The sequence below is a fragment of the Paraburkholderia bengalensis genome (genome assembly GCF_037126505.1).
Lineage (GTDB): Bacteria > Pseudomonadota > Gammaproteobacteria > Burkholderiales > Burkholderiaceae > Paraburkholderia > Paraburkholderia bengalensis.
This window is the reverse complement of sequence record NZ_JACFYJ010000030.1, coordinates 19266-42297: the sequence shown is the minus strand read 5'-3', so window position 1 is coordinate 42297 and position 23032 is coordinate 19266. Positions and strand designations below refer to the sequence as shown.

Below are 23032 nucleotides of genomic sequence, written 5' to 3'. Positions count from 1 at the left end.
CTGCATCCGGACGACAGCTAACGTTTGAAAAGCCTGAAGAAGGACCGATGAACTACAAGATCTCTACCGAACCGGGCGCTCGCTTGCGCATCGACAAGTGGCTGTGGGCGGCGCGCTTCTTCAAGACGCGCTCGCTGGCTGCTGATGCCGTCGAGAAGGGGCGGGTGCGGATCGGAGGTGCGACCGTGAAGCCGGCCAAGGACGTGCGCGTCGGCGATCGGGTCGACATCGAGATCGAACGGATCGTGTGGCAGGTGGAGGTGCTGGGCGTGTGCGACGTGCGCGGCCCGGCGAGCGTCGCGCAGACGCTCTATGCGGAAACGGAAGAGAGCCGGCTGCGGCGCGAGCAGGAGCACGAGCGGCGCAAGACGTATCGCGAGCCGACGGCGGGGCTACATGGCCGGCCGACAAAACGCGACCGGCGCGTCATCGACAAAATTTCCAGTGGGGGTTGAACAGTTGCTCGATGGTCGCGTGAACGCCGCCATATTCGGTCGTGTGGTCGTTCACTACCCCGGACATGCAGATGGTCGTGGTGCCGGCGACGAGTACCAATGCGACCACCGATATTGCGAAGGTCAGTTTCACGGTACTCCCCTTGGTTGAAGGCGGAAACGGGCTATTCAGCTGGTGGTAAGGCTGGCGTCAGGTTAGGGTTAACGTGCCTTTTCGGACGCACAAGTTGAGTTTAGGTCACTCGCGCAGCGCGCTCAATCTCAATATGATGCCGCGCTCGAAATGGTTGTTACGCCGCATTTCGTGGCCCCCGGACGGTGCAAAAAGCTCGGACGGGAGCCTTGAAATGCCGTTCGCGTGCCCTTATTTGCACCGTTAATGCGCGGCCGGCATGTTGTATCGGCGCCACGCCTGCTGGACAACGTCCCAGGCGAGTCCCGTTAGACTGCCGCCGTTTTTTGGCCTTCATTTTTGAAACTTCAGCGACATGGAAAACACGCAAGAGAATCCGACGAGCCAGAATCCCACGCCCGCCGACGACGCCGCGCGCCAGGCCGCAGAGGCCGTATCGGGCGAGGCTCAGGCCCAGCAGCCGGAAGCGGCGGCTGCCGAACAGCCCGCTCAGGCGGCACCCTCGGCGGCTGATGCCGCGCTGGCCGAAGCCCAGGCAAAGTTGTCCGAACTGCAGGAAAGCTTCCTGCGCGCAAAGGCGGAGACGGAGAACGTCCGGCGCCGCGGTCAGGAAGACGTCGCCAAGGCACATAAATTCGCCATCGAGAGTTTTGCCGAGCATTTGCTGCCCGTCGTCGACAGCCTCGAAGCCGCCGTCGCGCATTCGACCGACGATCTGGCAAAGGTCCGCGAAGGCGTCGAGCTGACGCTGCGCCAACTGACGGGCGCGCTGGAAAAGGGCAAGGTGGTGGCGCTCAATCCCGTCGGCGAAAAGTTCGATCCGCATCGCCATCAGGCCATTTCGATGGTCCCGGCCGATCAGGAGCCGAACACCGTCGTCGCGGTGCTGCAAAAGGGCTACGTGATTGCCGACCGCGTGCTGCGTCCGGCGCTCGTCACGGTCGCGGCGCCCAAGTAAGGCATCTGTCGCGTCATGGCCGGCATCCCCGTCGACAGCACCGCGTTCGCGGTGTTCGACATGCAGGAACTCACCGCCGATACCTTCGACGCTGGCCTTGAGTCGGCGGGCGAAGAACTGGCCGTGGTGTTCTTCTGGGGACTGGACTGTTTCAATTGCGAGATCGCGAAGAAGGCGATGCTCGCGCAGCCGGACGCGATTCGCGCGCTCGGCCTGCGCTGGTTTCACAGCAACGTCTATCAGCATCGCGATCTCGGGCGGCGCTTCGTGCTGCATGGGGTGCCGACCTGGTTCTTCTTTTACCGGGGCAAGCGGCTCGGCCGGGCCACGGGCTGGCATGGACTCGCGCAATTCGAAGCTGCAGTCGGCGCGGCTCGTGAGAAAATCCGCGCGGCCGGCGCACGGGCAACGGAAAGCGTCGGCGCGCAGGCTGCGTCGCCCGCTTCCGGCAGCGCGGCGGAGTCCGGCGCGCGCGGCAGACAGACCGATTGAAAAAATTTAATGACCGCATCGGTTAAGGGGTCTTGAAAACGATGCGGCTGCACTTATGTTGGGTGCAGGATGAAATTCAGGGGCGGGGCGCCCGGGGGCCAGATGGGCCAGCCAGCGATGCCCGCAGCGATCAAAGTCAGGAGATTAGTAAAAATGGGCAAAATCATCGGCATCGACCTCGGCACCACCAATTCGTGCGTGGCGCTGATGGAAGGCAATCAGGTCAAGGTGATCGAGAACTCGGAAGGCGCGCGTACCACGCCGTCGATCATCGCCTACATGGACGACAATGAAGTCCTCGTTGGCGCGCCCGCCAAGCGTCAGTCGGTCACGAACCCGAAGAACACGCTGTACGCGGTCAAGCGCCTGATCGGCCGCCGCTTCGAAGAAAAGGAAGTGCAGAAGGACATCGGCCTGATGCCGTACAAGATCGTCAAGCACGATAACGGCGACGCATGGGTCGAAGCGCATGGCAACAAGCTCGCGCCGTCGCAGGTGTCGGCGGAAGTGCTGCGCAAAATGAAGAAGACGGCTGAAGACTACCTGGGCGAGCCGGTCACGGAAGCCGTGATCACGGTGCCGGCGTACTTCAACGACAGCCAGCGTCAGGCCACGAAGGACGCAGGCCGCATCGCCGGTCTGGAAGTCAAGCGGATCATCAACGAACCGACGGCGGCTGCCCTGGCGTTCGGTCTGGACAAGGCTGAAAAGGGCGACCGCAAGATCGCCGTGTTCGACCTGGGCGGCGGCACGTTCGATATTTCGATCATCGAAATCGCGGACGTGGACGGCGAAATGCAGTTCGAAGTGCTGTCGACGAACGGCGATACGTTCCTCGGCGGTGAAGACTTCGACCAGCGGATCATCGATTACATCATCGGCGAGTTCAAGAAAGAGCAGGGCGTCGATCTGTCGAAGGACGTGCTCGCGCTGCAGCGCCTGAAGGAAGCGGCTGAAAAGGCGAAGATCGAGCTGTCGTCGGGCCAGCAGACGGAAATCAACCTGCCATACATCACGGCGGATGCGTCGGGTCCGAAGCATTTGAACTTGAAGATCACGCGCGCCAAGCTGGAAGCGCTGGTCGAAGACCTGATCGAGCGCACGATCGAACCGTGCCGCATTGCGATCAAGGACGCAGGCGTGAAGGTGAGCGACATCGATGACGTGATTCTCGTCGGCGGCCAGACGCGTATGCCGAAGGTGCAGGAGAAGGTCAAGGAGTTCTTCGGCAAGGAACCGCGCCGCGACGTGAACCCGGACGAAGCCGTTGCAGTCGGCGCTGCAATCCAGGGCCAGGTGCTGTCGGGCGACCGCAAGGACGTGCTGCTGCTGGATGTGACGCCGCTGTCGCTGGGCATCGAAACGCTCGGCGGCGTGATGACGAAGATGATCAACAAGAACACCACGATCCCGACCAAGCACGCTCAGGTCTATTCGACGGCAGACGACAACCAGGGCGCCGTGACGATCAAGGTGTTCCAGGGCGAGCGCGAAATGGCGGCGGGCAACAAGCTGCTGGGCGAGTTCAACCTGGAAGGCATTCCGCCCGCACCGCGCGGCGTGCCGCAGATCGAAGTGACCTTCGACATCGACGCGAACGGCATTCTGCACGTCGGCGCGAAGGACAAGGCGACGGGCAAGGAAAACCGCATCACGATCAAGGCGAACTCGGGTCTGTCCGAAGCCGAAATCGAGAAGATGGTGAAGGACGCGGAAGCAAACGCGGAAGAAGATCACAAGCTGCGTGAACTGGCCGATGCCCGCAACCAGGGCGACGCGCTGGTCCATAGCACGAAGAAGGCGCTCACCGAGTACGGCGACAAGCTGGACGCGGGCGAGAAGGAAAAGATCGAAACCGCGCTGAAGGACCTCGAAGACACGCTGAAGAGCGGCTCGGCCGACAAGGCTGCCATCGAAGCGAAGATCGAAACGGTCGCAACGGCGTCGCAGAAGCTCGGCGAAAAGATGTACGCCGACATGCAGGCGCAAGGTGCGGCGGGCGCTGCGGGCGCGGGCGCAGCGGCCGGCGCGGAAGCAGCGGGCGGCGCGAGCCAGCAGGCCGATGACGTCGTCGACGCCGAGTTCAAGGAAGTGAAGAAGGACTAAAGCCGGGTCGCTGTTCGAAGACCGCAAGGCTGCGCATGGTGAGATGCGCAGTCCGGCTGCAAGAAGGTTGGGCGCCTGGCAACATACAGGCGTTTGAACCGGTCACGCGCCTGGCGAGCCTTTTGGCTCTCCGGGCACATTTGTTTTATGGAGGGCGCGGCTTTTGACCCGTAATCGAGGGCAAAGCTGCTGTCTTACGAGTCGCGAGACTCCAGCATTCAAGAGGAGCCGCCGCGCCGCATCGCGCGGATGGCGTTGAACCGATATGGCGAAACGGGATTACTACGAGGTTCTGGGCGTCGCAAAGAACGCGAGCGACGACGAAATCAAGAAGGCGTATCGCAAGCACGCGATGAAGTACCACCCTGACCGCAATCCGGGCAACAAGGATGCGGAAGAGCATTTCAAGGAAGGGAAGGAAGCCTATGAAATGCTGTCAGACTCGCAAAAGCGTGCCGCCTATGACCAGTATGGGCACGCAGGCGTCGATCCGAACATGGCGGGCGCGGGCGCCCAAGGCTTCGGCGGTTTTGCTGACGCATTCGGCGATATCTTCGGCGACATTTTTGGCCAGGCAGCGGCCGGCGGACGCGGTGGCCGTGGCGGCCCGCAGGTGTATCGCGGCGCCGATCTGCGCTACAGCATGGAAATCACGCTCGAGCAGGCCGCGCACGGCTACGACACGCAGATCCGCGTGCCGAGCTGGGTGTCGTGCGAAATCTGTCACGGCTCAGGTGCGAAGCCGGGCACCAAGCCGGAAACCTGCCCGACCTGTAACGGCTCGGGCGCGGTGCGGATGTCGCAGGGTTTCTTCAGCATCCAGCAGACCTGTCCGAAGTGCCACGGCACGGGCACCTATATTCCTGAGCCTTGCACGCACTGCCACGGCGCCGGCAAGACCAAGGAAACCAAGACGCTGGAAGTGAAGATTCCGGCGGGCATCGATGACGGCATGCGCATCCGTTCGGCCGGCAACGGCGAGCCGGGCATCAATGGCGGCCCGTCGGGCGATCTGTACGTCGAAATTCACATCAAGCCGCACACTGTCTTCGAACGCGACGGCGACGACCTGCATTGCCAGATGCCCATCCCCTTCACCAAGGCAGCGTTGGGCGGCGAGATCGAAGTGCCGACGCTCGCGGGCCGCGCGAGCTTCACGGTGCCGGAAGGCACGCAGTCGGGCAAGACGTTCCGTCTGCGCGGCAAGGGCATCAAGGGTTTGCGCTCGAGCATCGCTGGCGATCTCTACGTGCATGTCCAGGTGGAAACGCCCGTCAAGCTCACGGACTCGCAGCGAGAACTGCTGCAGCAGTTCGAAAAGTCGCTCTCGGAAGGCGGCGCGCGCCACAGCCCGCAGAGCAAAAGCTGGTTCGACCGGGTCAAGAGTTTCTTCGACTAAGGCATTCTGAAGTTGGCGGCATGCATGACGCCTTACGAAACGGCGGATCGCGAACCAGGCTCCGTGTTCGCGTTGCTGGACGACTGCGACTCGACGGCAAGTCGCCCGTCAAGCCGTTTATACACGGGCTTTCGGCACGAGCGCGTCTGCACTGACGGCGCTCAACTGGATGCCGTCTGCGCAGCGGCGTGCGCCGATGTCGACAGCGGCCTGTTCGCCGTCGTGCTCGCCGACTATGAATTCGGCCAGGCTTTGCAACAGAACACGCAGCGTGCCAACGGCGCGCTGCGTTTTTTATTGTTCGATGACTGCCGCAAGATGTCGCGAGACGAGGTCGACGCGTGGCTCGCGCTCTACGACAGCGGTGCCGTAGAGCCGTCGGTGGCGGGCATCGGCGGCGTGCAGGCGAGCGTCGACGAAGCAGAGTTCGGGCAAGCCATCGGGTCGATTCACGATGCCTTGCGCGCCGGCGATTCGTATCAGGTCAACTACACTTACCGGCTGAATTTCGATGTGTTCGGCGCGCCCGCTGCGCTGTTCCGGCGGCTGCGCGCGCGGCAGGCAGTCCAGTACGGCGCGCTGATCGCGTTGCCCGACGACGGCTGGATCGTGTCGTGTTCGCCGGAGCTGTTCGTCGACAAGAAGGGCGCGTCCTTGCGCGCGCGGCCGATGAAGGGCACGGCGCCGCGTTCGGCGGATGCCGCGGCGGATCGAGCAGCCGCCGACTTTCTGGCCAACGATCCGAAGAACCGCGCGGAAAACGTGATGATCGTCGATATGCTGCGCAACGATCTGTCGCGTGTCGCCGAGACAGGCACCGTGAAGACGCCCGCGCTGTTCTCGATCGAGCCTTATCAATCGGTGTGGCAGATGACATCGACGGTGACGGCGACGTTGCGCGCGCGCACGTCGTTCGCGGACGTTCTGCGCGCGCTCTTTCCGTGCGGCTCGATTACAGGCGCGCCCAAGCACAGTACGATGCAACTGATCGAGCAGCTCGAATCGACGCCCCGCGGCCTGTACACGGGCGCCATCGGCTGGCTCGACGCGCAGCCGGATCTCGGCGAGGCGGTTGGCAAGCAGACGGGCGACTTCTGTCTGTCGGTCGCGATCCGCACGCTGACGCTTGGCGCAAAAACGCGCGACGGCGCGCGGCGCGGCGAGATGGCATCGGCGCGGGTATCGTGCTCGACAGCGTCGCGCACGACGAATACGCGGAGTGCAAATTGAAAGCACGTTTCCTGACGGAGGCCGATCCCGGTTTCCAGCTGTTCGAAACGATGTTCGCGACGCGTGACGGCGGCGTGCGGCATCTCGACCGACATCTCGCCCGGCTTGGCCATAGCGCCCGCTGGCTGGGCTTTTCCTGCGACGAAGCCGACGTCCGCGCGAAACTCGGCGCGCAATGCGACGCGCTGCGCGGCGGCGACGCGCCGTACCGGATGCGGCTCACGCTCGACAAGAGCGGCACGGTGGAAATCACCCACGCGCCGCTCATGCCGCTGCTCGAAGAGACCGTCGGCGTGATGCTCGGTTGGGAACACGGATTCTCTGCGCTGCAGGCGGCCGATCCGCTGCTGCTGCATAAAACGACGCGTCGCGCGGAGTACGACCGGGGCTGGCGCGAAGCCGAATCGCACGATGCGTTCGACACGCTGTTCTTCAACGATCGCGGCGAGTTGACCGAGGGCGGCCGGTCAAACGTTTTCGTGATGCTGGATGGGAGATGGTGGACGCCGCCGTTGTCGTCGGGCGTGTTGCCGGGCGTGATGCGCGGCGTGCTGCTCGAAGATCCCGACATGCAGGCGGGCGAGCGGATTCTGACGCGTGACGATGTGATGAATGCGCAGGCGCTGATGCTCTGCAATGCGTTGCGTGGGGCGCTGCCGGCGCGGATTGTCGCTTGATGGTTTTAGCCGGCAACACGCGGCACGCGCATCAGGCGTGATGGCGCTGAAACAGGCGCCCGATCTATTCGGCGAGCCGCGCATGCCAGGTTGCGCCCGATTCGTGCGAATGGTTGGCGTAGTCACGGATGCTCGTGACGTCGATCGGGCAGAACGGGCTCATGGGCGTTACTCCGTCGGGGCGCGAGGCACGCATTGAAGAGAGCACGAAGATAGAGGACCCGGCTTTCACACCGAATCGGACCGCTCTTAAAAGACCGGCGATGATCCCACGGACCGATCCGACGTTGGGGCATAAAAAAGCGGCGCCATGCCGCTTTCTTGCGTCAGAACATATGTTCGGGCCCCGGAAACGTCCCCTCCTTGACGGCCCGCACATACGCTTCGATGGCGGCCAGAATGCTCGGCTGGCCTTGCATGAAATCCTTCACGAAACGCGGACGCTTGCCGGGGAAAATGCCCAGCATGTCGTGCAGCACGAGCACCTGACCCGAGCACTGCGCGCCTGCGCCGATGCCGATGGTCGGAATGCGCAATTGCTTCGTGACTTCAGCGGCGAGCAAGGTGGGCATCGCCTCCATCACCAGCAGTTGCGCGCCCGCGTCCTGCATCGCGCGCGAATCGCGCAGCAACTGGCTCGCACCCGCTTCCGTCTTGCCTTGCACCTTGAAGCCGCCGAACGCGTGCACCGATTGCGGCGTGAGCCCCACGTGCGCGCACACGGGCACCGAGCGCTCGACCAGAAAGCGCACGGTGTCCGCAAGCCATTCGCCGCCTTCCAGCTTCACCATTTGCGCGCCCGCCTGCATCAGCTTGACGGCGCTCGCGAACGCATCGGCGGGCGTGCCGTACGTGCCGAACGGCAAGTCGGCGACGATCAGCGCCGACGGCTTGGCGCGCGCGACGCACGCGGTGTGATAAGCGATCTCGTCGAGCGTGACGGGCAGCGTCGTGGATTGTCCTTGCAGCACGTTGCCAAGCGAATCGCCGATCAGCAGCGTGTCGACGCCCGCGCGATCGAGTAGTGCCGCGAAGCTCGCGTCGTAGCAGGTGAGCATGACGATTTTTTCGCCGGCGTCGCGCATCGCCTGGAGTTTCGGAACCGTGACGGCGCTGCGGCTCGTCTCCTGCAAATAGGTCATGGGTCAATCCGTTGGAAGTGAGACTGCAGGCTACAGCCACACGCTATAGCGCGCTGCCTTTGACAAAGAATTCCTTGCGCCCGCGCATCGCTTCGATGCGTTCGACGAGCAGGGCAAGATCCGCGTCGGAATCGAGCGGATTCAGATGTTCGGCGTTGACGGTGAGAACGGGTGCGCCGTCGTAGTGATAGAAGAAGTCGTTGTACGCGTCGCATAGCGAGCGCAGGTAGGCATCGGAAATCTGCAATTCCATCGGCACCGCACGCTTCTGGATGCGCGAGAACAGCACTTCGGGGCTGGCCTGCAGATAGACGATCAGATCGGGCGTGGGTCCCGGCTTGTCGAGCTTCGCCGAGAGCGCGCGATATAGCTGGTACTCGTCGTCCTGCAACGTGAGGCGCGCGAAGATGTCGTTCTTCTGCGTCATGAAATCAGTGATGAGGCGCGCGCCCGCCGTGCGCAGCGCGTCGATATCCAGCACCTGCTGCGCGCGCTGCAACGCGAACGCGAGTTGCGCGGGCAGTGCATAGCGGGACGTGTCGCGATAGAAGCGCTCGAGAAACGGATTGTCCTGCGGACGCTCGAACAGTTCGTGCATCGACCAGCGCTGCGCGAGGCGCCGCGCCAGCGACGTCTTGCCAACGCCGATCGGCCCTTCGATCGTCAGATAGCCGTGCGGCGGACGCAGGTCGGGCGCCGTCACGGTGAGGGGCGGCGTGGTGTTCGGCAGTGAACTCATCGGCAGGGGCCTTTGGGGGCGTTGTCAGCGGCGTTGTCACCGGCGTTGTCCGCCGCGCCGTCAGACCGAGCGGAGGAACCGGCGGCCGTATTGGGCGCGAGACATTGACACGGGGACTTCAGCTTCTCGATCCGCTGATCCATGACGGCGGCCAGAAACGCATCGGCGCGGCCGCGTTGCGGAATGATCAGCGTGGGCTCGATTTCGACGAGCGGGACGAGCACGAACGCGCGCTCCGTCATGCGCGGGTGCGGCACGATCAGGTCGGGTTCGTCGATGGCGTGTTCGCCGTACAGCAGGATGTCGAGATCGAGCGTGCGCGGCGCATTGCGAAAGGGACGTTCGCGGCCGAAGTGATGCTCGATCGTGTGGCACAGTGCGAGCAGATGCCGCACGGGCATCGTCGTGTCGAGCTTCACGACGAGATTCAGATAATCGTCGCCGCCCGCGTCGATCGGGGCGGTGCGATAGAAGCTCGATTTCGCGAGCACGGTGATGGTGTGCTGTTGTGCGAGACACACCACCGCGTCTTTCAGGGTCTGGCGCGCGTCCCCGAGATTCGCGCCGAGGCCCAGATAGGCAACCGTCATGGCATCACTTCCTGCAACTTGCGTTCGACGGCGCGTGCCCGAACCGCGTCAGTCCTCATGCGGGCCGTCGTGGCCCGCATCGTCGGCTGCGCGGTTTGCTGGACCCGTGCCGCCCTCCATTCCGTCGCCCTGTTTGCTGCGGTTTCGGCTATTGCTACGCCGCCGTCGTTTTCTGGGCGCCCGGTCCTTCCCGCCTTGCGAAAGTAGTGCTTCGCGCGCGGCAGCGTCTCCTTCGATGAACTCCGTCCACCACGAACCGACCGACTCATCCAGTTCGCCCGATTCGCAGCGCAACAGGAGGAAATCATACCCCGCTCTAAATCTTTGGTGTTCCAGCAGCTTCAGCGCGCTGCGGCCCGAGCGCTTTTCGAGCCGATGCTGCAAGCCCCAGATTTCGCGCATATCCGACGAGAAGCGCTTGTGGATAGCGAGTTTCTCGGTCTGCATGTCGAGCACGTCGTCCATCGCGCGATGCAGCGCGGGCACGGGGTATTCGCCGTTCGCCTCGTATTGCTGCCAGCGCTGCTGCATGTCGTGCCACAGCAAAGTGGCGAAGAGGAAGCCCGGCGACACCGGCTTGCCGGCGCGCACGCGCGCGTCGGTGTTGTTCAGCGCGAGCGTGATGAAGCGCTCGCCTTGCGGCTGTTCGAGCACGACGTCGAGCAGCGGCAGGAGACCGTGATGCAGGCCTTCCTTGCGCAGCCGCTGCAGGCACGCGAGCGCGTGGCCCGACAGCAGCAGCTTGAGCATCTCGTCGAACAGACGCGCGGCGGGTACATTGTTGATGAGGTCGGCGAGTTCGGTGATGGGCTCGCGCGTCGCTTCGTCGATCTCGAAACCGAGCTTCGCCGCAAAACGCACGACGCGCAGCATCCGCACCGGGTCTTCGCGATACCGCGTAGCCGGGTCGCCGATCATGCGCAGCAGGCGCGCGCGGACATCGGCCATGCCATTGTGGTAATCGAGCACGGTCTGCGTGGCCGGGTCGTAGTACATCGCGTTGACGGTGAAGTCGCGACGCGTGGCGTCTTCGTGCTGCTCGCCCCAGACGTTGTCGCGCAGCACGCGGCCGCTCGCGTCGACGGCGTGCGTGCGGCGGTCCAGCTCGTCGCGCTTCAGACGCTTGGGCGGCGCGGAATCGGCGGCGGGCGGCGCATCCACCAGCGCGCGGAATGTCGACGTTTCGATGATTTCCTGGCCGAACTGCACGTGCACGATCTGAAACCGCCGGCCGATGATGCGCGCGCGGCGGAACAGCTTCTGCACCTGTTCGGGCGTGGCGTCGGTGGCGACATCGAAGTCTTTCGGTGCGATGCCGAGCAGCAGATCGCGCACCGCGCCGCCGACGATGAACGCGCGAAAGCCCGCCTGCTGCAGGCCTTCCGTTACGCGAATGGCGTTGCGCGAAATCAGCGATGGGTCGATGCCGTGAATCTCGGAGGAGATGATGACGGGCACGTCCGGCTCAGGCACGGCGGCCGCGGCTGGCTTGCGCCGGGAGCCGCCTTTCGATGAAGCGGCTTTCGATGCAGGGCGGCTCGCGCGGCCATTGTGCGCGTGTTCGTCGCGCGCGGACTCGTCGGGTTCTGCTGACGGCGCGGTCTCGTCGACGGACTCGGCGTCCTGTCCGAACAGCTTGCGAATGAGTTTCTTGATCACGTGGGTTGAAAGAGTTCGAGGATGCGCCAGCCTTGCTTTTGCGCGTGGGCGCGCAGCGTGTCGTCGGGGTTGGTCGCGATCGGGTCCGTGACCTTTTCGAGCAGCGGAATGTCGTTATGCGAATCGCTGTAGAAATAGCTGCGCTCGAAGTCCGACCACGTTTTGCCTAGCGACGCGAGCCATTCTTCCGTGCGGACGATCTTGCCTTCGCGGTAGCTCGGCGTGCCTTTGGGGAAGCCGGTGTAGTCCGATGCCGGATGGCCGTCGATCGTCTCCACTTCGCACGCGATCAGCTTTTCGACGCCGAACGCTTCCGCGATAGGCGCCGTGATGAACTCGTTGGTCGCGGTGACCATGCAGCACAGGTCGCCCGCATCGCGGTGCTGGCGCACCAGTTCCATCGCGGCCGGGACGATTGCCGGCTTGATGACTTCATGCATGTACTGGTCGTGCCAGATTTTCAGCTGCGCGCGGGGATACTTTGCGAGCGGCGTGAGCATTGCCACGAGATACGCGTGAATGTCGAGCTTGCCGGCCTTGTAGTCGGCAAAGAAGCGATCGTTTTCACGCGAGAAGCTTTCGGCTTCGACAATGCCGAGTTTCACCATGAAGCGGCCCCATTCGTGGTCGCTGTCGGTGGGGATGAGCGTGTGATCGAGGTCGAAGAGAGCGAGATTAGCCATGGGGGACTATTTTACTTGAAGCGGATGACGAGGCTTGTAGCGCCGCACGGCGCGGATTGTCGGCGTTGTCCGGCGACGCGAGCATGGTGCGCAGCAGCGGCAGCGTGACGGCGCGTTTCTGCTCGAGAGAAAAGCGGTCGAGCGCGTCGAGCAGCGCCATCAGGCTTGGCATATCGCGGCGAAAATGGGTGAGCAGGTAGGCGGGCACGTCGTCGGCGAGATTGATGCCGCGCTCGCGGGCCGCGCGCTTCAACACGGCCGCCTTGCCTTCGTCGGCGAGCGGCGCGACATGAAACACGAGGCCCCAGCCCATGCGCGTGCGCAGGTCTTCGCGCACGTCGAGGCCCATCGGCGCGGCGTTGCCCGCGACGACGAGCGCGCTGGTCGGATGCGCGCGCACCTCGTTGACGAGATTGAACAGCGCGATCTGCTGCGCGCCCGACAGACGGTCGCAATCGTCGACGGCATACAGCGCGACGGTGGGATCGAACGCGAACGCCGCGAGGCTGCTCTGCGGACCGGCGTAGCGCGCATGTCCCGGCGGAGCGTCGTGCACGAGCGCCTCCAGCAGATGCGTGCGGCCGCTGCCCGTTTCGCCCCAGACATAGAACGTGCGGTCCGCGACGGGACCGGCCGCGAGCGCCGCGTCCAGTCCGCGCAGACGCGTGACCAGCTCGGCGTTGGCGCCGGCGAAGAAGTTGTCGAATGTCGATGGCGGCGGGGTGCCGAGATCGAGCGTCAGTTGGCGCGACACGATAGATAAGCCGTTAATAAACCCTAATCAGACCCGACCTGCGATCAGTTCTTGTAAAGCGAGCTCGACAGATAACTCTGCCGCAGCTCGCGGAACGCGACCGACAGGATCGCGCTCGCGGGTAGCGCGAGCAGCACGCCGAAAAAGCCGAACAGCTGGCCGAACGCGAGCAGCGCGAAGATAACCGCAAGCGGATGCAGGCCGATCCGTTCGCCGACGAGCCGCGGCGTCAGGAAAAAGCTTTCGAGTATCTGGCCGACGCCGTAGATCACGGCCACGGCGCCGAAGCCGTACCAGTTGCCGAACTGCAGCAGCGCGGCGAGCAGCGCGAGCGCGAGGCCCGTCGCGAAGCCAATGTACGGAATGAACACGGCGAGCCCCGTGAATATGCCTACGGGCAGCGCGATTTCAAACCCGGCGATGTACAGCGCAACGGCGTAGAACACGGCGAGCACGCCCATCACCAGCAACTGGCCGCGCAGATACTGCGACAGCATGTGATCCATGTCGCGCGCGAGGTGGATCGTCTTCGCGAACCAGCGGCGCGGGATGAAGCCGCGCACGCGCGCGAGCATCGCGTTCCAGTCGTACAGCAGGTAGAACAGCACGAGCGGCACCATGACCACATTGCCGACGATCGTGATCATCACGTTCGAACTGGTGCGGATCGACGTCCACGCGTACAGCGCGACCGTTTGCGCACTGCCTTCGAGCTGGCCCATCACCATGTCGCGGATGCTGACGAAGTCGAGCGAATCGCTCACGCCCAGCACGGCGAGCTTCGGCGTGAGCCAGCCGTGCAGATGCGAGAAGAACATGGGCACCTGCTGGCGGAGCTGCGGCACTTCCTTTTGCACGACGCCAAGCACGAGCAGCACCAGCAGCGTGACGATGAGCCCGAACAGCAGCATCATCAGCAGCGCCGCGATCACGCGCGGCACGCGGCGGCGCGTCATCCACGCGACGCCCGGCTGCAGGATATAGGCGAGGATCGCGCCGAGCAGAAACGGCGTGAGCACCGGGCTCAACAGCCAGAGCAGAATGCCCACGGCGAGCGCAATGGCAAGCCAGATGAAGGCGCGGCGCTGATAGGGCGTGAGGATCGGACTGTTTTGCTGCAAAACGGGGTTCCCTGGTGTCGTGTCGGCGTCTCAAATTCCAGCCACGCGGCCGGCATCGGGTAAAATCGCATTTTACCGACCTTCGAGCTCTCCCCCCATGAATCAACCGAAATCCGCCCCGAATTCCACTGATTCGGCCCAAGGTCTGTCGTATCGCGACGCCGGCGTGGACATCGATGCGGGCGACGCCCTCGTCGACGCGATCAAGCCCTTTGCCAGGAAGACGCTGCGCGACGGCGTGCTGGGCGGCATCGGCGGTTTCGGCGCGCTGTTCGAGGTGCCGAAGAAGTACAAGGAGCCCGTGCTCGTGTCGGGTACGGACGGCGTCGGCACCAAACTGAAGCTGGCGTTCCAGCTGAACCGGCACGACACCGTCGGCCAGGACCTCGTCGCGATGAGCGTGAACGACATTCTCGTGCAGGGCGCCGAGCCGCTGTTCTTCCTCGACTACTTCGCGTGCGGCAAGCTGGATGTCGGCACGGCGGCGACCGTCGTGAAGGGCATCGCGCAGGGTTGCGAACTGGCGGGCTGCGCGCTGATCGGCGGCGAAACGGCTGAAATGCCGGGCATGTACCCCGACGGCGAGTACGACCTCGCGGGCTTCGCGGTCGGCGCGGTGGAAAAGAGCAAGATCATCGACGGCAGCAAGATCGTGCCGGGCGACGTCGTGCTGGGTCTCGCGTCGAGCGGCATTCACTCGAACGGCTATTCACTGGTGCGCAAGATCATCGAGCGCGCGCAGCCGGATCTCGACGCCGATTTCGACGGCCGCACGCTCGCCGAAGCGCTGATGGCGCCGACGCATATCTACGTGAAGCCGTTGCTCGCGCTGATGCAGCAGCTCGAAGTGAAGGGCATGGCGCACATCACGGGCGGCGGTCTGGTCGAAAACATTCCGCGCGTGCTGCGCGAGGGATTGACGGCCGAGCTCGATCACCGCGCGTGGCCGCTGCCGCCGCTGTTCGGCTGGCTGCAGAAGCACGGCGGCGTGGCGGACGCGGAAATGCATCGTGTGTTCAACTGCGGCATCGGCATGGCCGTGATCGTATCCGCCGCCGATGCCGACACGGCGACGGGCCTGTTGTCGGCGGCCGGCGAGCAGGTGTGGAAGATTGGCGTGGTGCGCGAGAGCCAGGCAGGCGAGGCGCAGACCGTGGTGGTTTGATCCGCGTCGACAGACAGCGTGTCGAAAAGCCGTTTGGCCAGGTGGTCGGACGGCTTTTTTGTTTTTGCCCGCAGCGCGGTTGCCCGCGCCAGTCCGCGAGCCTTACCGCGCCACGGCCCGCTCGATGGCCTGCACCGCCTGTTGCGTCGCGTCGCTCGCGCAGCAATCGATCACCACGCGCTCCGGTATCGCGCGCAGCCACGTCAACTGCCGCTTGCAGAGTTGCCGCGTCGCAAACACGGCCTTGTCGCGCATCGTGTCGTAGTCGGTTTGGCCGTCGAGATATTCCCACGCCTGCCGATACCCCACGCAGCGCATCGACGGCAGACCGGGATGCAGATCGCCGCGCGCGCGCAGCGCTTTCACCTCATCGATGAAGCCGTGCGCAAGCATCGCATCGAAACGCTGCGCGATGCGCGCGTGCAGCACGCTGCGATCGGACGGCTCGAGCGCGATGGGCACGAAACGGTAACGCTTGGCCGCGTCCTGCTCGCGAGCGGGCGCGGCGAGCAGCGCCGACATCGGCTGGCCCGTCAGCATGAACACCTCTAGCGCGCGCTGGATGCGCTGCGAATCGTTCGGCGCGAGGCGCGCGGCCGTGACGGGATCGACGGCGGCAAGACGCGCGTGCAGCGCGGGCCAGCCTTCGCGCGCGGCATCGGCGTCGAGCGCGGCGCGCACATCGGCGTCGGCAGCGGGCAGGTCGTTCAGACCTTGCGTGAGCGCCTTGTAGTACAGCATCGTGCCGCCAACGAGTAACGGCACATTGCCGCGCTCGATGATCTCGCCCACGAGCCGCAGCGCATCCGCACGGAAATCGGCGGCGGAGTAGGCATCGGCGGGATCGACGATATCGATCAGATGATGTGGCGCGACGGCGCGTTCCTCCGCGGACGGCTTCGCAGTGCCGATGTCCATCTCGCGATAGACCAGCGCCGAATCGACACTGACGATCTCGACGTTCGCGCGCGCGGCGAACGCCAGCGCGGCGGCCGTCTTGCCGGAAGCGGTCGGGCCAAGCAGGCAGGCGATGGGCGGCGCGAGCGGCGAAGTGATCGGCTGGGGTGCGTGCTGCGTCATGACAGGCGGGGCGGACGTGGCGGACTTGGGCGGCGAGGGCGCAGGAACAAAGGCAAGGACAAGGGCATAAACGCGGACAGGGCGAAACCGCTCACTGCCCGCGCATGAACAGCCGGTCGAGATCGGCGAGCGTCAGCTGATACCACGTGGGCCGTCCGTGATTGCATTGATCCGCGCGTTCCGTCGCTTCCATCTGGCGCAGCAGCGCGTTCATTTCGTCGAGCGTGAGGCGCCGGTTCGCGCGCACGGCGTGATGGCAGGCGAGCGTGCCGAGCAACTCGTGCTGGCGTTCCGTTAACACGCGCGAGCCGCCGTACGCGTGCAGATCGGACAGCACCGCGCGCGCCAGCGCCTGCAGATCGGCGTCCTTCAGCAGCGCGGGCACGGCGCGAATCGCGATGCTGGTCGGCGACAGCACGGCGAGATCGAAGCCGAGCGCATCGAGCGTCTCGCGTTCTTCTTCGACGACACCGATCTCGACGGCATCCGCCGTCATCGAGACGGGAATCAGCAGCGGCTGCACGGCGATCGTGCGATCGGCGAGCGCGTTCTTGAACTGCTCATACAGGATGCGCTCGTGCGCGGCGTGCATATCGACGATCACGAGGCCGCGCGCGTTCTGCGCGAGCACGTAGATGCCGTGAATCTGCCCGAGCGCGAAGCCGAGCGGCTGCTCGTCGTGCGCGTCGAACTGCTGCGGCGCAAACGTCTGAGGCTGCTGCTGTTGCGCAAAGCCGCCGAAGGGTGGGCGCGCGTCGGTTTCGCCCGCCGTGTCGGGCGCGTCGCGCAGTTCGAGCGACGTCGAGCCGTGCGCGGTGCCCGCGCCGGTGTCCTTGCGCCCGAACAGCGCGTCATACAGCGCAAGCGGCTGTGCGACGGGCAGCGTGCCTTGCGTCATGCGCGCCTGGCGCAACCACGTGTTGCCGGGCTGCGTGCTGCCGCCGTCGCGGACGTTGAAGCCGCCGCCGAGCGGCGTCGATCCAAACGAGGCCGGCGTGCCCGGCGCAGCCGCCGGCGACGCGAACGGCATCGGCTCGATGCGCGCCGCGTGCCCGCCCGCCGTCGTTTCCGGCGACGCACCCGCATGCCGCGCGAGCGCGCGCTGCACGGCATGGAAGACGAACTGGTGGATCGAGCGCGAGTCGCGGAAGCGCACTTCGATCTTCGACGGATGCACGTTCACGTCGACGGCCTCCGGCGGCAGATCGAGGAACAGCACATACGACGGAAAACGGTCGCCGTGCAGCACGTCCTCATAGGCGGCGCGCACCGCGTGCGTGAGCAGCTTGTCGCGCACGAAGCGCCCATTGACGAAAAAGTACTGCTGGTCGGCGCGTCCGCGGCTTGCCGTCGGCAGGCCCGCGCAGCCGTAGACGGCGAGCGGTCCCGCCGCCTCGTCGAGGGGCAGATGGGCGGTTGCGAACGTTTCGCCGAGAATCTTCGCGACGCGCGTCGCGGGCTCGCTGGCGTTCCAGTGCTCGACGGCGCGCCCGTTGTGGAGCACCGAAATCGCGACGTCAGGCCGCGCGAGCGCGGCGCGCCGGATCATTTCGAGGCAATGGCCGAGTTCTGTCTGCTCGCTCTTCAGGAACTTGCGGCGCGCCGGCGTGTTGAAGTACAGCTCGCGCACTTCGATCGTCGTGCCGCGCGTGCCGGCCGCGGGCGATAGCGAACCCGTCTGCGCGTCGATGCGCGTCGCGTGCGAAGCGTTGCCGGTGCGGCTCGTAATGGCCATTTCCGACACCGACGCAATCGACGCAAGCGCTTCGCCGCGAAACCCGAGCGTCGCGACGGCTTCGAGTTCGGCGAGCGAGCGGATCTTGCTCGTTGCGTGGCGCATCAGCGCGAGCGCCAGTTCGTTCTCGGGAATGCCGCAACCGTCGTCGGTGATCGAAATGCGCTTGACGCCGCCTTCGTCGAGCAGGATGCGCAGCGTTTTCGCGCCCGCGTCGAGCGCGTTTTCGAGCAGTTCTTTTACCACGGAAGCGGGCCGCTCGACCACTTCGCCCGCGGCGATCTGGCTGATCAGCTGGTCGGGCAGCGGCTGGATCGCGCGCAGCGGGCGCGGCGCGGAAACGTCGTCGGCGCTGTCGGCGGCGCCCGGCACCGGACGGGCGTCGGGATTCGCTCCAGCAGGCGTACCGGCGGACGTTTCGGAAGAGTCGGGGATCGAGGACATGGCGAAATTATAGCGATTCGTCGCAGCGCGCCTGAACGTGCACACAACGCTCGACTTTTTTTCAAGACGTCATGGCACTTTCGGTATCATGGCGCGGTCAATTTCCTGCCCCGGACGCAAGCTCTCGTCGGCTGTGCCGCGCGAGCCGCGCCGCACGCGGCAATGTCGGCGGGCCGCTGTCCCCGTCATGTCAGCCATTCGTTTTTAGAGGACGATTTTTTGGACACGCTGCTGCAATTCATCAATCTTGTCCTGCATATCGACAAGTTTCTCGGAGTATTCATTCATCAGTACGGCGCGTGGGTGTACGCGGTGCTGTTTCTGATCGTGTTCTGCGAGACGGGCCTCGTCGTGCTGCCGTTCCTGCCTGGCGATTCGCTGCTGTTCATCGGCGGCGCGTTCTGCGCGACGGGCGAAATGAATATCGAGTTGCTGATTGTGCTGCTGCTCGCGGCCGCCGTGCTCGGCAACACGGTGAACTACATGATCGGCCGCGCGATCGGGCCGAAGGTGTTCAACTCGCACATTCCCGTGCTCGAACGGTTTCTCGATCGCGAAGCGCTGCGCAAGACGCACGACTTCTACGAGCGCCACGGCGGCAAGACCATCGTGCTCGCGCGCTTCATCCCTGTGGTGCGCACCTTTGCGCCGTTCGTCGCGGGCGCCTCGGAGATGAGCGTCAAGCGCTTCCAGCTCTTCAACATCGCGGGCGCGCTGTTCTGGGTGCTGTTGCTGACGCTGCTCGGCTTCTTCTTCGGCAACATTCCGTTCATCCGCCAGTATCTGAACGTGATCGTGCTGGTCGGGATCGGCGCGGCGATCGTTCCCGTCGTGATAGGCGCGGTGTGGAAGGTGTTGCGCAACAAGCGCCAGCCGGCGCGCCCGGCCGACAATCACAGCCGACGCTGACCGCCAGGTCCCACGCGCTCGCCGCTTTCACGCGATGCGGGCTGTGGGCCTAGGCATCCCGTCCCTCGGCGGGCATGGCGGCGCCGCGCCGTGCCATCGTCACAAGCCGCCAATGCTCACAGCCGTCAATGCGGCGACCATGCGCCGCTACGAAGCGGCGCGTCGCACGACAGGTGTCTCGGGTGTCGGATAGCCCGCTTCGCGGAATGTTTCCACGATCGCGCGGTTCGTATCGAAATAGACCTGCCAGTAGTTGTCGTTGTGCGTATAAGGCCGCACGCATAGCATGGGGCCTTCCGGCGTGAACGACAGCACTTCAATATCGGGCGGCGGATTCTGCGCGACATTGGGAATGTTCTCCACGGCGGCGCGCAGCCGGTTCGCCGCGTCGACGGGGTCCACGCCGTTCGCGACCTTCGCCGTCAGTTCGACGCGCCGCACCGGTTGCGCACTGAAGTTGGAAATCACGCCGGAAAAGATCGTGTTGTTACCGACGATGGTCAGCACGTTATCGGGCGTGATGATCGTCGTGCCGAACAGGCCGAGTTCCTGCACCGTACCCGTCACGCCGCCCGCCGTCACGAAATCGCCGACCTTGAATGGCCGCAGCACCTGCATGAACACGCCCGCTGCGAAGTGCGCGAGCAATCCGCCCCAGGCCGTGCCGATCGCGAGGCCCAGGCCCGCGAGCAACGCCGCGAACGATGTCGTCTGCACGCCGAACACCTGCAATATCGCGAGCACGAGCAGCAGGTTCAGAATGGCGCCGAGTATCGAGCCGAGATAATGCGCGAGCGTCGGGTCGACCTTGCTGTTGCGCCCGAGCAGCTTGCGCATCAGGCTGATGACGAGTCCGATCACCCATCGCCCGATGATCCACAGAACGATCGCACCGAGCACCTTGGTCCCGAAGTCGATGCCCCGGGTCATCAGAAAGACGCGTACGGCTTCGATATCCACGATTCCCTCGCTTGAGTAGTCGGTTGGCGTTTGACTGACTGCGTGCGCGCGGCGGCGCAGTGGACGCGGAACCGACCCGAAGCGAATCGGCAGGAAGAGGTGACGCCGCGTCGGTCGTGCGAGCTGCACGACGTTGTTATCGGTACGGCGAACGGCGTGGACTGGTGAAGTGTTCGAACTGATGCGATATGGTGCGATATGCGAGAAACGGTAGCGTACCTGCCGCCGCCTGCAATCATCGATTGTTATAGGCGACGGCGCCGCCGTTAGCAAGACATATTCCCGGCTGAAAAGGCCGCCGTCGTGCAGGCGAGGCGGCGGCATCGAGCCTACATCGGCAGTTGCGAACGGGTGTACGGCGAGGTGCCGATGATGGCGCGCGCCTGCGCGCGTTCGGCCGCCTTGCGGCTGCGCATGCGCGACAGGCCAAGCGCGACGCCGCACGCCGTCAGATAGGCGGCTGCGCGCACCAGGAAGGCTTCATTTGTGCTGAACCTGCCGTAGCGCGCCTGCGAATCGGCGAACACGAGCCAGGTCAACACCGTGTCGAACGCGAGCGCGATGGCGATGAAGACGACGAACAGCAGGTAAGCGTTCGCGTGCGTGCCGGGCCTGATCCTGTTGACGACGCAACAGACCGACAGCAGCGCGGCCAGGATGATCAGGTTCGAAATCAGATCGAGCAGAAAATTGATCATGACATGCAGATGAAAGCGATCGTTTGCGAATGCCGCTCGCAAGCGGTGATCGATATGCCGCAGCCGGCGCCCGGTGCGTAGCGGCGGGATCATTGCACGTCTTCTCATCTCGATAAATGCAAATGTACGGACTCCGGATCAAGACGTTGGAAGCGCACGACAGGCCGTGATTTTTCGCGCTTCTCGAAAAGCCGGACGTAAAAAAAGGTCTCCGGTTGCCCGGAGACCTTTTGTTCTTGCGGTTCGATCGCGGCGGCGAGTCGTTTCGCCGTCACAATCCGGCACGAATCGCGCGGCCTCGCGTTATTGCTCGAGCGGCTGTGGATCGAGCGGCTGTGGATCGAGCGGCTATGGATCGAGCGGCTATGGATCGAGCGGCTATCGCGCGAGCGTCTATTGGGTCCGTGATCCGGCGCGCGCGAAGTCTTCCGCGTCGACGTCGTAGCCCGACGGCTCCCAGCGGATCGAGAGCAGCGCGATCAGGCCGGCCAGCGGCGCGACGGCGATGATCCAGAACACGCGCGTATGCAGCGCGGCCGCGAGCACCGGGAACAGGAACAACGAAACCGTCGAGCTGGCGCGCATCAGCGTCTGGTTGAAACCGACGCCCACGCCGCGCAGCGAAGTCGGGTAGCTCAGCGACGCGAACGTCATGCTGTGCGAGCCCGGCCCGAAGCCCTGGCCGAACAGGAACAGCGCGAGCATCGCGATTGCAACGGCGACCTGCACGCCGCCCGCCGGCTTGCCGACCACCGCGAGACCGACGAGCGCGACCAACTGGCACGCGTAGCCGAGCACCGTGAGCTTCCATGCGCCGATCTGGGGCACCGTACGCACGGCAATGATCCCGCCGACGAACGCAAACGCGAGATTGAGCACCAGCGACGCAAGAATCGTCGTGAGCATCGACTGGGCGAGGAAACTGGAGATGATCACGGGCAGGCCGAACGCCACCGCGTTGTAGGCGAACGACGACGCAATCGCGATCACGGTAGCGAGCACCGTGCGCTTCCGATAGACGCCCCTCAGCAGCGTGCCGTAGTTCTTCCATGACGCGGCGCGCACATGGCTTCGCTTCGCGTTGGCAGCGGCATCCGGCGCGACGTCGGCATCGATGCCATAAGAACGCTTGAGAATCTGCGCGGCGCCTTTGAGATCGCCCTGGTTCGCGGCCCACACGGGCGACTCGCTCATATAGCGGCTGCGGATCACGATGATGGCGATCGCGGGCACGGCGCCGAAGCCGAGAATCAGACGCCACAGCAAGGGCTGATGCGATTCGGGCAGCGTCGCGTAGAACGCGAGCACGAGCAGATACGACACGCTGATGGCGGCATACCAGACAGGACACCACATCGCGACGCGCGCTGCCTTGTTGCCTTTGCCCTGGAGCCGCGAGAATTCGGCGAGAAACGCCATCGCGACAGGCAGGTCGATGCCAACGCCAAGCCCCATCACGAAGCGTGCGCCGCCCAGCACCCACGCGTTCGGCGCGAACGCGCATGCGAGCGCGGCGACCACGAAGAAGAACATGTCGGCCATGAAGACGCGATAACGGCCGATGCGGTCGGTCAAAAAGCCGCCGAGAAACGCGCCGACAATCGCGCCGAACGTAATCGCCGAGGCGACGAAGCCGGTGCCCGCGGGCGTCAGCGAGAATTCGCGCGCGACATCCTTGAGGCCGAACGCAAGTGCGCCGAGATCGTAGGCATCGAGAAACACGCCGCCGAGCGCGATCGCGACGACGATGCGCGCGTCGCTGCCGATGGCGGCGCCCTGGTTGACGAGTGCCGAGACGTCGGCGGCGGAACGGATGACAGGCTTGCTGTGCGTGCGCGACGCCGTCGAAGCGGCCTGCGCGACGCCTGGTTCGGGCGCGAGAGTAGTGGACATGCGGCTGCCG

Annotated in this window: 20 protein-coding genes and 1 pseudogene; 8 read left to right on the top strand and 13 right to left on the bottom strand. The window is 64.7% G+C overall.

The features are described 5' to 3' along the window. Positions 1–47: 47 nt before the first annotated feature. Positions 48–455 (top strand): S4 domain-containing protein, encoded by a 408-nt coding sequence (locus tag H3V53_RS19110; protein WP_054919078.1) that lies wholly within the window; start codon positions 48–50, stop codon positions 453–455. Here H3V53_RS19110 and H3V53_RS19105 read toward each other — a convergent pair. Beyond that, a complete protein-coding gene (locus H3V53_RS19105) occupies positions 427–588 on the bottom strand; it encodes a hypothetical protein (RefSeq protein ID WP_336599317.1) in 162 nt (53 codons plus the stop codon). The two genes, H3V53_RS19110 and H3V53_RS19105, sit on opposite strands and share 29 nt — an antisense overlap. Before the next feature lie 355 nt (positions 589–943). On the opposite strand from H3V53_RS19105, the gene grpE reads away from it, so the two are divergent. From grpE to H3V53_RS19080, 5 genes and pseudogenes are all read left to right on the top strand, one after another. Then, positions 944–1546: a nucleotide exchange factor GrpE gene (gene grpE, locus H3V53_RS19100; protein WP_336599316.1), complete on the top strand. Its 603-nt coding sequence runs from the start codon at positions 944–946 to the stop codon at positions 1544–1546. A gap of 15 nt (positions 1547–1561) precedes the next feature. Continuing rightward, positions 1562–2038: a thioredoxin family protein gene (locus H3V53_RS19095; RefSeq protein WP_336599315.1), complete on the top strand. Its 477-nt coding sequence runs from the start codon at positions 1562–1564 to the stop codon at positions 2036–2038. 153 nt (positions 2039–2191) lie between these two features. Continuing rightward, a complete protein-coding gene (gene dnaK, locus H3V53_RS19090) occupies positions 2192–4144 on the top strand; it encodes a molecular chaperone DnaK (RefSeq protein WP_054919086.1) in 1953 nt (650 codons plus the stop codon). 265 nt (positions 4145–4409) lie between these two features. Then, a complete protein-coding gene (gene dnaJ / locus H3V53_RS19085; protein ID WP_054919087.1) occupies positions 4410–5543 on the top strand; it encodes a molecular chaperone DnaJ in 1134 nt (377 codons plus the stop codon). Between the two features lie 24 nt (positions 5544–5567). Next, a pseudogene (locus tag H3V53_RS19080) lies at positions 5568–7450 on the top strand (chorismate-binding protein). Between the two features lie 326 nt (positions 7451–7776). On the opposite strand, the gene panB reads toward H3V53_RS19080, so the two are convergent. Genes panB through H3V53_RS19045 form a run of 7 tightly spaced genes read right to left on the bottom strand, consistent with a single transcriptional unit; the run spans position 7777 to position 14138 of the window. Continuing rightward, positions 7777–8592, bottom strand: a complete 816-nt coding sequence (gene panB, locus H3V53_RS19075; RefSeq protein WP_336599314.1) for a 3-methyl-2-oxobutanoate hydroxymethyltransferase — start codon at positions 8590–8592, stop codon at positions 7777–7779. Positions 8593–8635: 43 nt separating this feature from the next. Next, on the bottom strand, positions 8636–9331 hold the full coding sequence (locus tag H3V53_RS19070) for a deoxynucleoside kinase (protein ID WP_054919093.1): 696 nt from the start codon (positions 9329–9331) through the stop codon (positions 8636–8638). After that, entirely contained in the window at positions 9328–9921 is a 594-nt protein-coding gene (gene folK / locus H3V53_RS19065) for a 2-amino-4-hydroxy-6-hydroxymethyldihydropteridine diphosphokinase (protein ID WP_336599313.1), read from the bottom strand. The genes H3V53_RS19070 and folK overlap by 4 nt, the downstream gene beginning before the upstream one ends. A 48-nt stretch (positions 9922–9969) precedes the next feature. Continuing rightward, complete coding sequence (gene pcnB, locus H3V53_RS19060) at positions 9970–11580, bottom strand: polynucleotide adenylyltransferase PcnB (RefSeq protein WP_336599312.1); 1611 nt, start codon at positions 11578–11580, stop codon at positions 9970–9972. Beyond that, positions 11577–12263, bottom strand: a complete 687-nt coding sequence (locus H3V53_RS19055) for a histidinol-phosphatase (protein ID WP_054919096.1) — start codon at positions 12261–12263, stop codon at positions 11577–11579. The genes pcnB and H3V53_RS19055 overlap by 4 nt, the downstream gene beginning before the upstream one ends. Beyond that, positions 12256–13017, bottom strand: a complete 762-nt coding sequence (hda, locus tag H3V53_RS19050) for a DnaA regulatory inactivator Hda (protein WP_054919098.1) — start codon at positions 13015–13017, stop codon at positions 12256–12258. The genes H3V53_RS19055 and hda overlap by 8 nt, the downstream gene beginning before the upstream one ends. A gap of 44 nt (positions 13018–13061) precedes the next feature. Then, positions 13062–14138 (bottom strand): AI-2E family transporter, encoded by a 1077-nt coding sequence (locus tag H3V53_RS19045; protein ID WP_336599311.1) that lies wholly within the window; start codon positions 14136–14138, stop codon positions 13062–13064. A 97-nt stretch (positions 14139–14235) separates the two neighbouring features. Here H3V53_RS19045 and purM point away from each other — a divergent pair, with 97 nt between their 5' ends. Then, complete coding sequence (gene purM / locus H3V53_RS19040; protein WP_336599310.1) at positions 14236–15303, top strand: phosphoribosylformylglycinamidine cyclo-ligase; 1068 nt, start codon at positions 14236–14238, stop codon at positions 15301–15303. A 102-nt stretch (positions 15304–15405) separates the two neighbouring features. Here the strand turns inward: purM and miaA are convergent, their stop codons facing one another. Further along, positions 15406–16383: a tRNA (adenosine(37)-N6)-dimethylallyltransferase MiaA gene (gene miaA / locus H3V53_RS19035; RefSeq protein WP_336599309.1), complete on the bottom strand. Its 978-nt coding sequence runs from the start codon at positions 16381–16383 to the stop codon at positions 15406–15408. Positions 16384–16474: 91 nt separating this feature from the next. Beyond that, entirely contained in the window at positions 16475–18562 is a 2088-nt protein-coding gene (gene mutL, locus H3V53_RS19030; RefSeq protein ID WP_336599308.1) for a DNA mismatch repair endonuclease MutL, read from the bottom strand. A gap of 219 nt (positions 18563–18781) precedes the next feature. Here mutL and H3V53_RS19025 point away from each other — a divergent pair, with 219 nt between their 5' ends. Next, complete coding sequence (locus tag H3V53_RS19025; RefSeq protein ID WP_336599307.1) at positions 18782–19471, top strand: DedA family protein; 690 nt, start codon at positions 18782–18784, stop codon at positions 19469–19471. Between the two features lie 147 nt (positions 19472–19618). Here H3V53_RS19025 and H3V53_RS19020 read toward each other — a convergent pair whose 3' ends face one another. From H3V53_RS19020 to H3V53_RS19010, 3 genes are all read right to left on the bottom strand, one after another. Beyond that, on the bottom strand, positions 19619–20431 hold the full coding sequence (locus tag H3V53_RS19020) for a mechanosensitive ion channel family protein (protein WP_336599306.1): 813 nt from the start codon (positions 20429–20431) through the stop codon (positions 19619–19621). Between the two features lie 329 nt (positions 20432–20760). Continuing rightward, complete coding sequence (locus H3V53_RS19015) at positions 20761–21222, bottom strand: hypothetical protein (protein WP_336599305.1); 462 nt, start codon at positions 21220–21222, stop codon at positions 20761–20763. A gap of 300 nt (positions 21223–21522) precedes the next feature. Next, positions 21523–23022: an MFS transporter gene (locus H3V53_RS19010; RefSeq protein ID WP_336599304.1), complete on the bottom strand. Its 1500-nt coding sequence runs from the start codon at positions 23020–23022 to the stop codon at positions 21523–21525. Positions 23023–23032: the final 10 nt, after the last annotated feature.

Coding starts and splice junctions, on each gene's coding strand:
- panB (WP_336599314.1), bottom strand. CDS start 8,592: ATGACCTATTTGCAGGAGACGAGCCGCAGCGCCGTCACGGTTCCGAAA.
- dnaK (WP_054919086.1), top strand. CDS start 2,192: ATGGGCAAAATCATCGGCATCGACCTCGGCACCACCAATTCGTGCGTG.
- dnaJ (WP_054919087.1), top strand. CDS start 4,410: ATGGCGAAACGGGATTACTACGAGGTTCTGGGCGTCGCAAAGAACGCG.
- H3V53_RS19110 (WP_054919078.1), top strand. CDS start 48: ATGAACTACAAGATCTCTACCGAACCGGGCGCTCGCTTGCGCATCGAC.
- H3V53_RS19095 (WP_336599315.1), top strand. CDS start 1,562: ATGGCCGGCATCCCCGTCGACAGCACCGCGTTCGCGGTGTTCGACATG.
- H3V53_RS19010 (WP_336599304.1), bottom strand. CDS start 23,022: ATGTCCACTACTCTCGCGCCCGAACCAGGCGTCGCGCAGGCCGCTTCG.
- H3V53_RS19070 (WP_054919093.1), bottom strand. CDS start 9,331: ATGAGTTCACTGCCGAACACCACGCCGCCCCTCACCGTGACGGCGCCC.
- miaA (WP_336599309.1), bottom strand. CDS start 16,383: ATGACGCAGCACGCACCCCAGCCGATCACTTCGCCGCTCGCGCCGCCC.
- folK (WP_336599313.1), bottom strand. CDS start 9,921: ATGACGGTTGCCTATCTGGGCCTCGGCGCGAATCTCGGGGACGCGCGC.
- grpE (WP_336599316.1), top strand. CDS start 944: ATGGAAAACACGCAAGAGAATCCGACGAGCCAGAATCCCACGCCCGCC.
- mutL (WP_336599308.1), bottom strand. CDS start 18,562: ATGTCCTCGATCCCCGACTCTTCCGAAACGTCCGCCGGTACGCCTGCT.
- H3V53_RS19055 (WP_054919096.1), bottom strand. CDS start 12,263: ATGGCTAATCTCGCTCTCTTCGACCTCGATCACACGCTCATCCCCACC.
- purM (WP_336599310.1), top strand. CDS start 14,236: ATGAATCAACCGAAATCCGCCCCGAATTCCACTGATTCGGCCCAAGGT.
- H3V53_RS19015 (WP_336599305.1), bottom strand. CDS start 21,222: ATGATCCCGCCGCTACGCACCGGGCGCCGGCTGCGGCATATCGATCAC.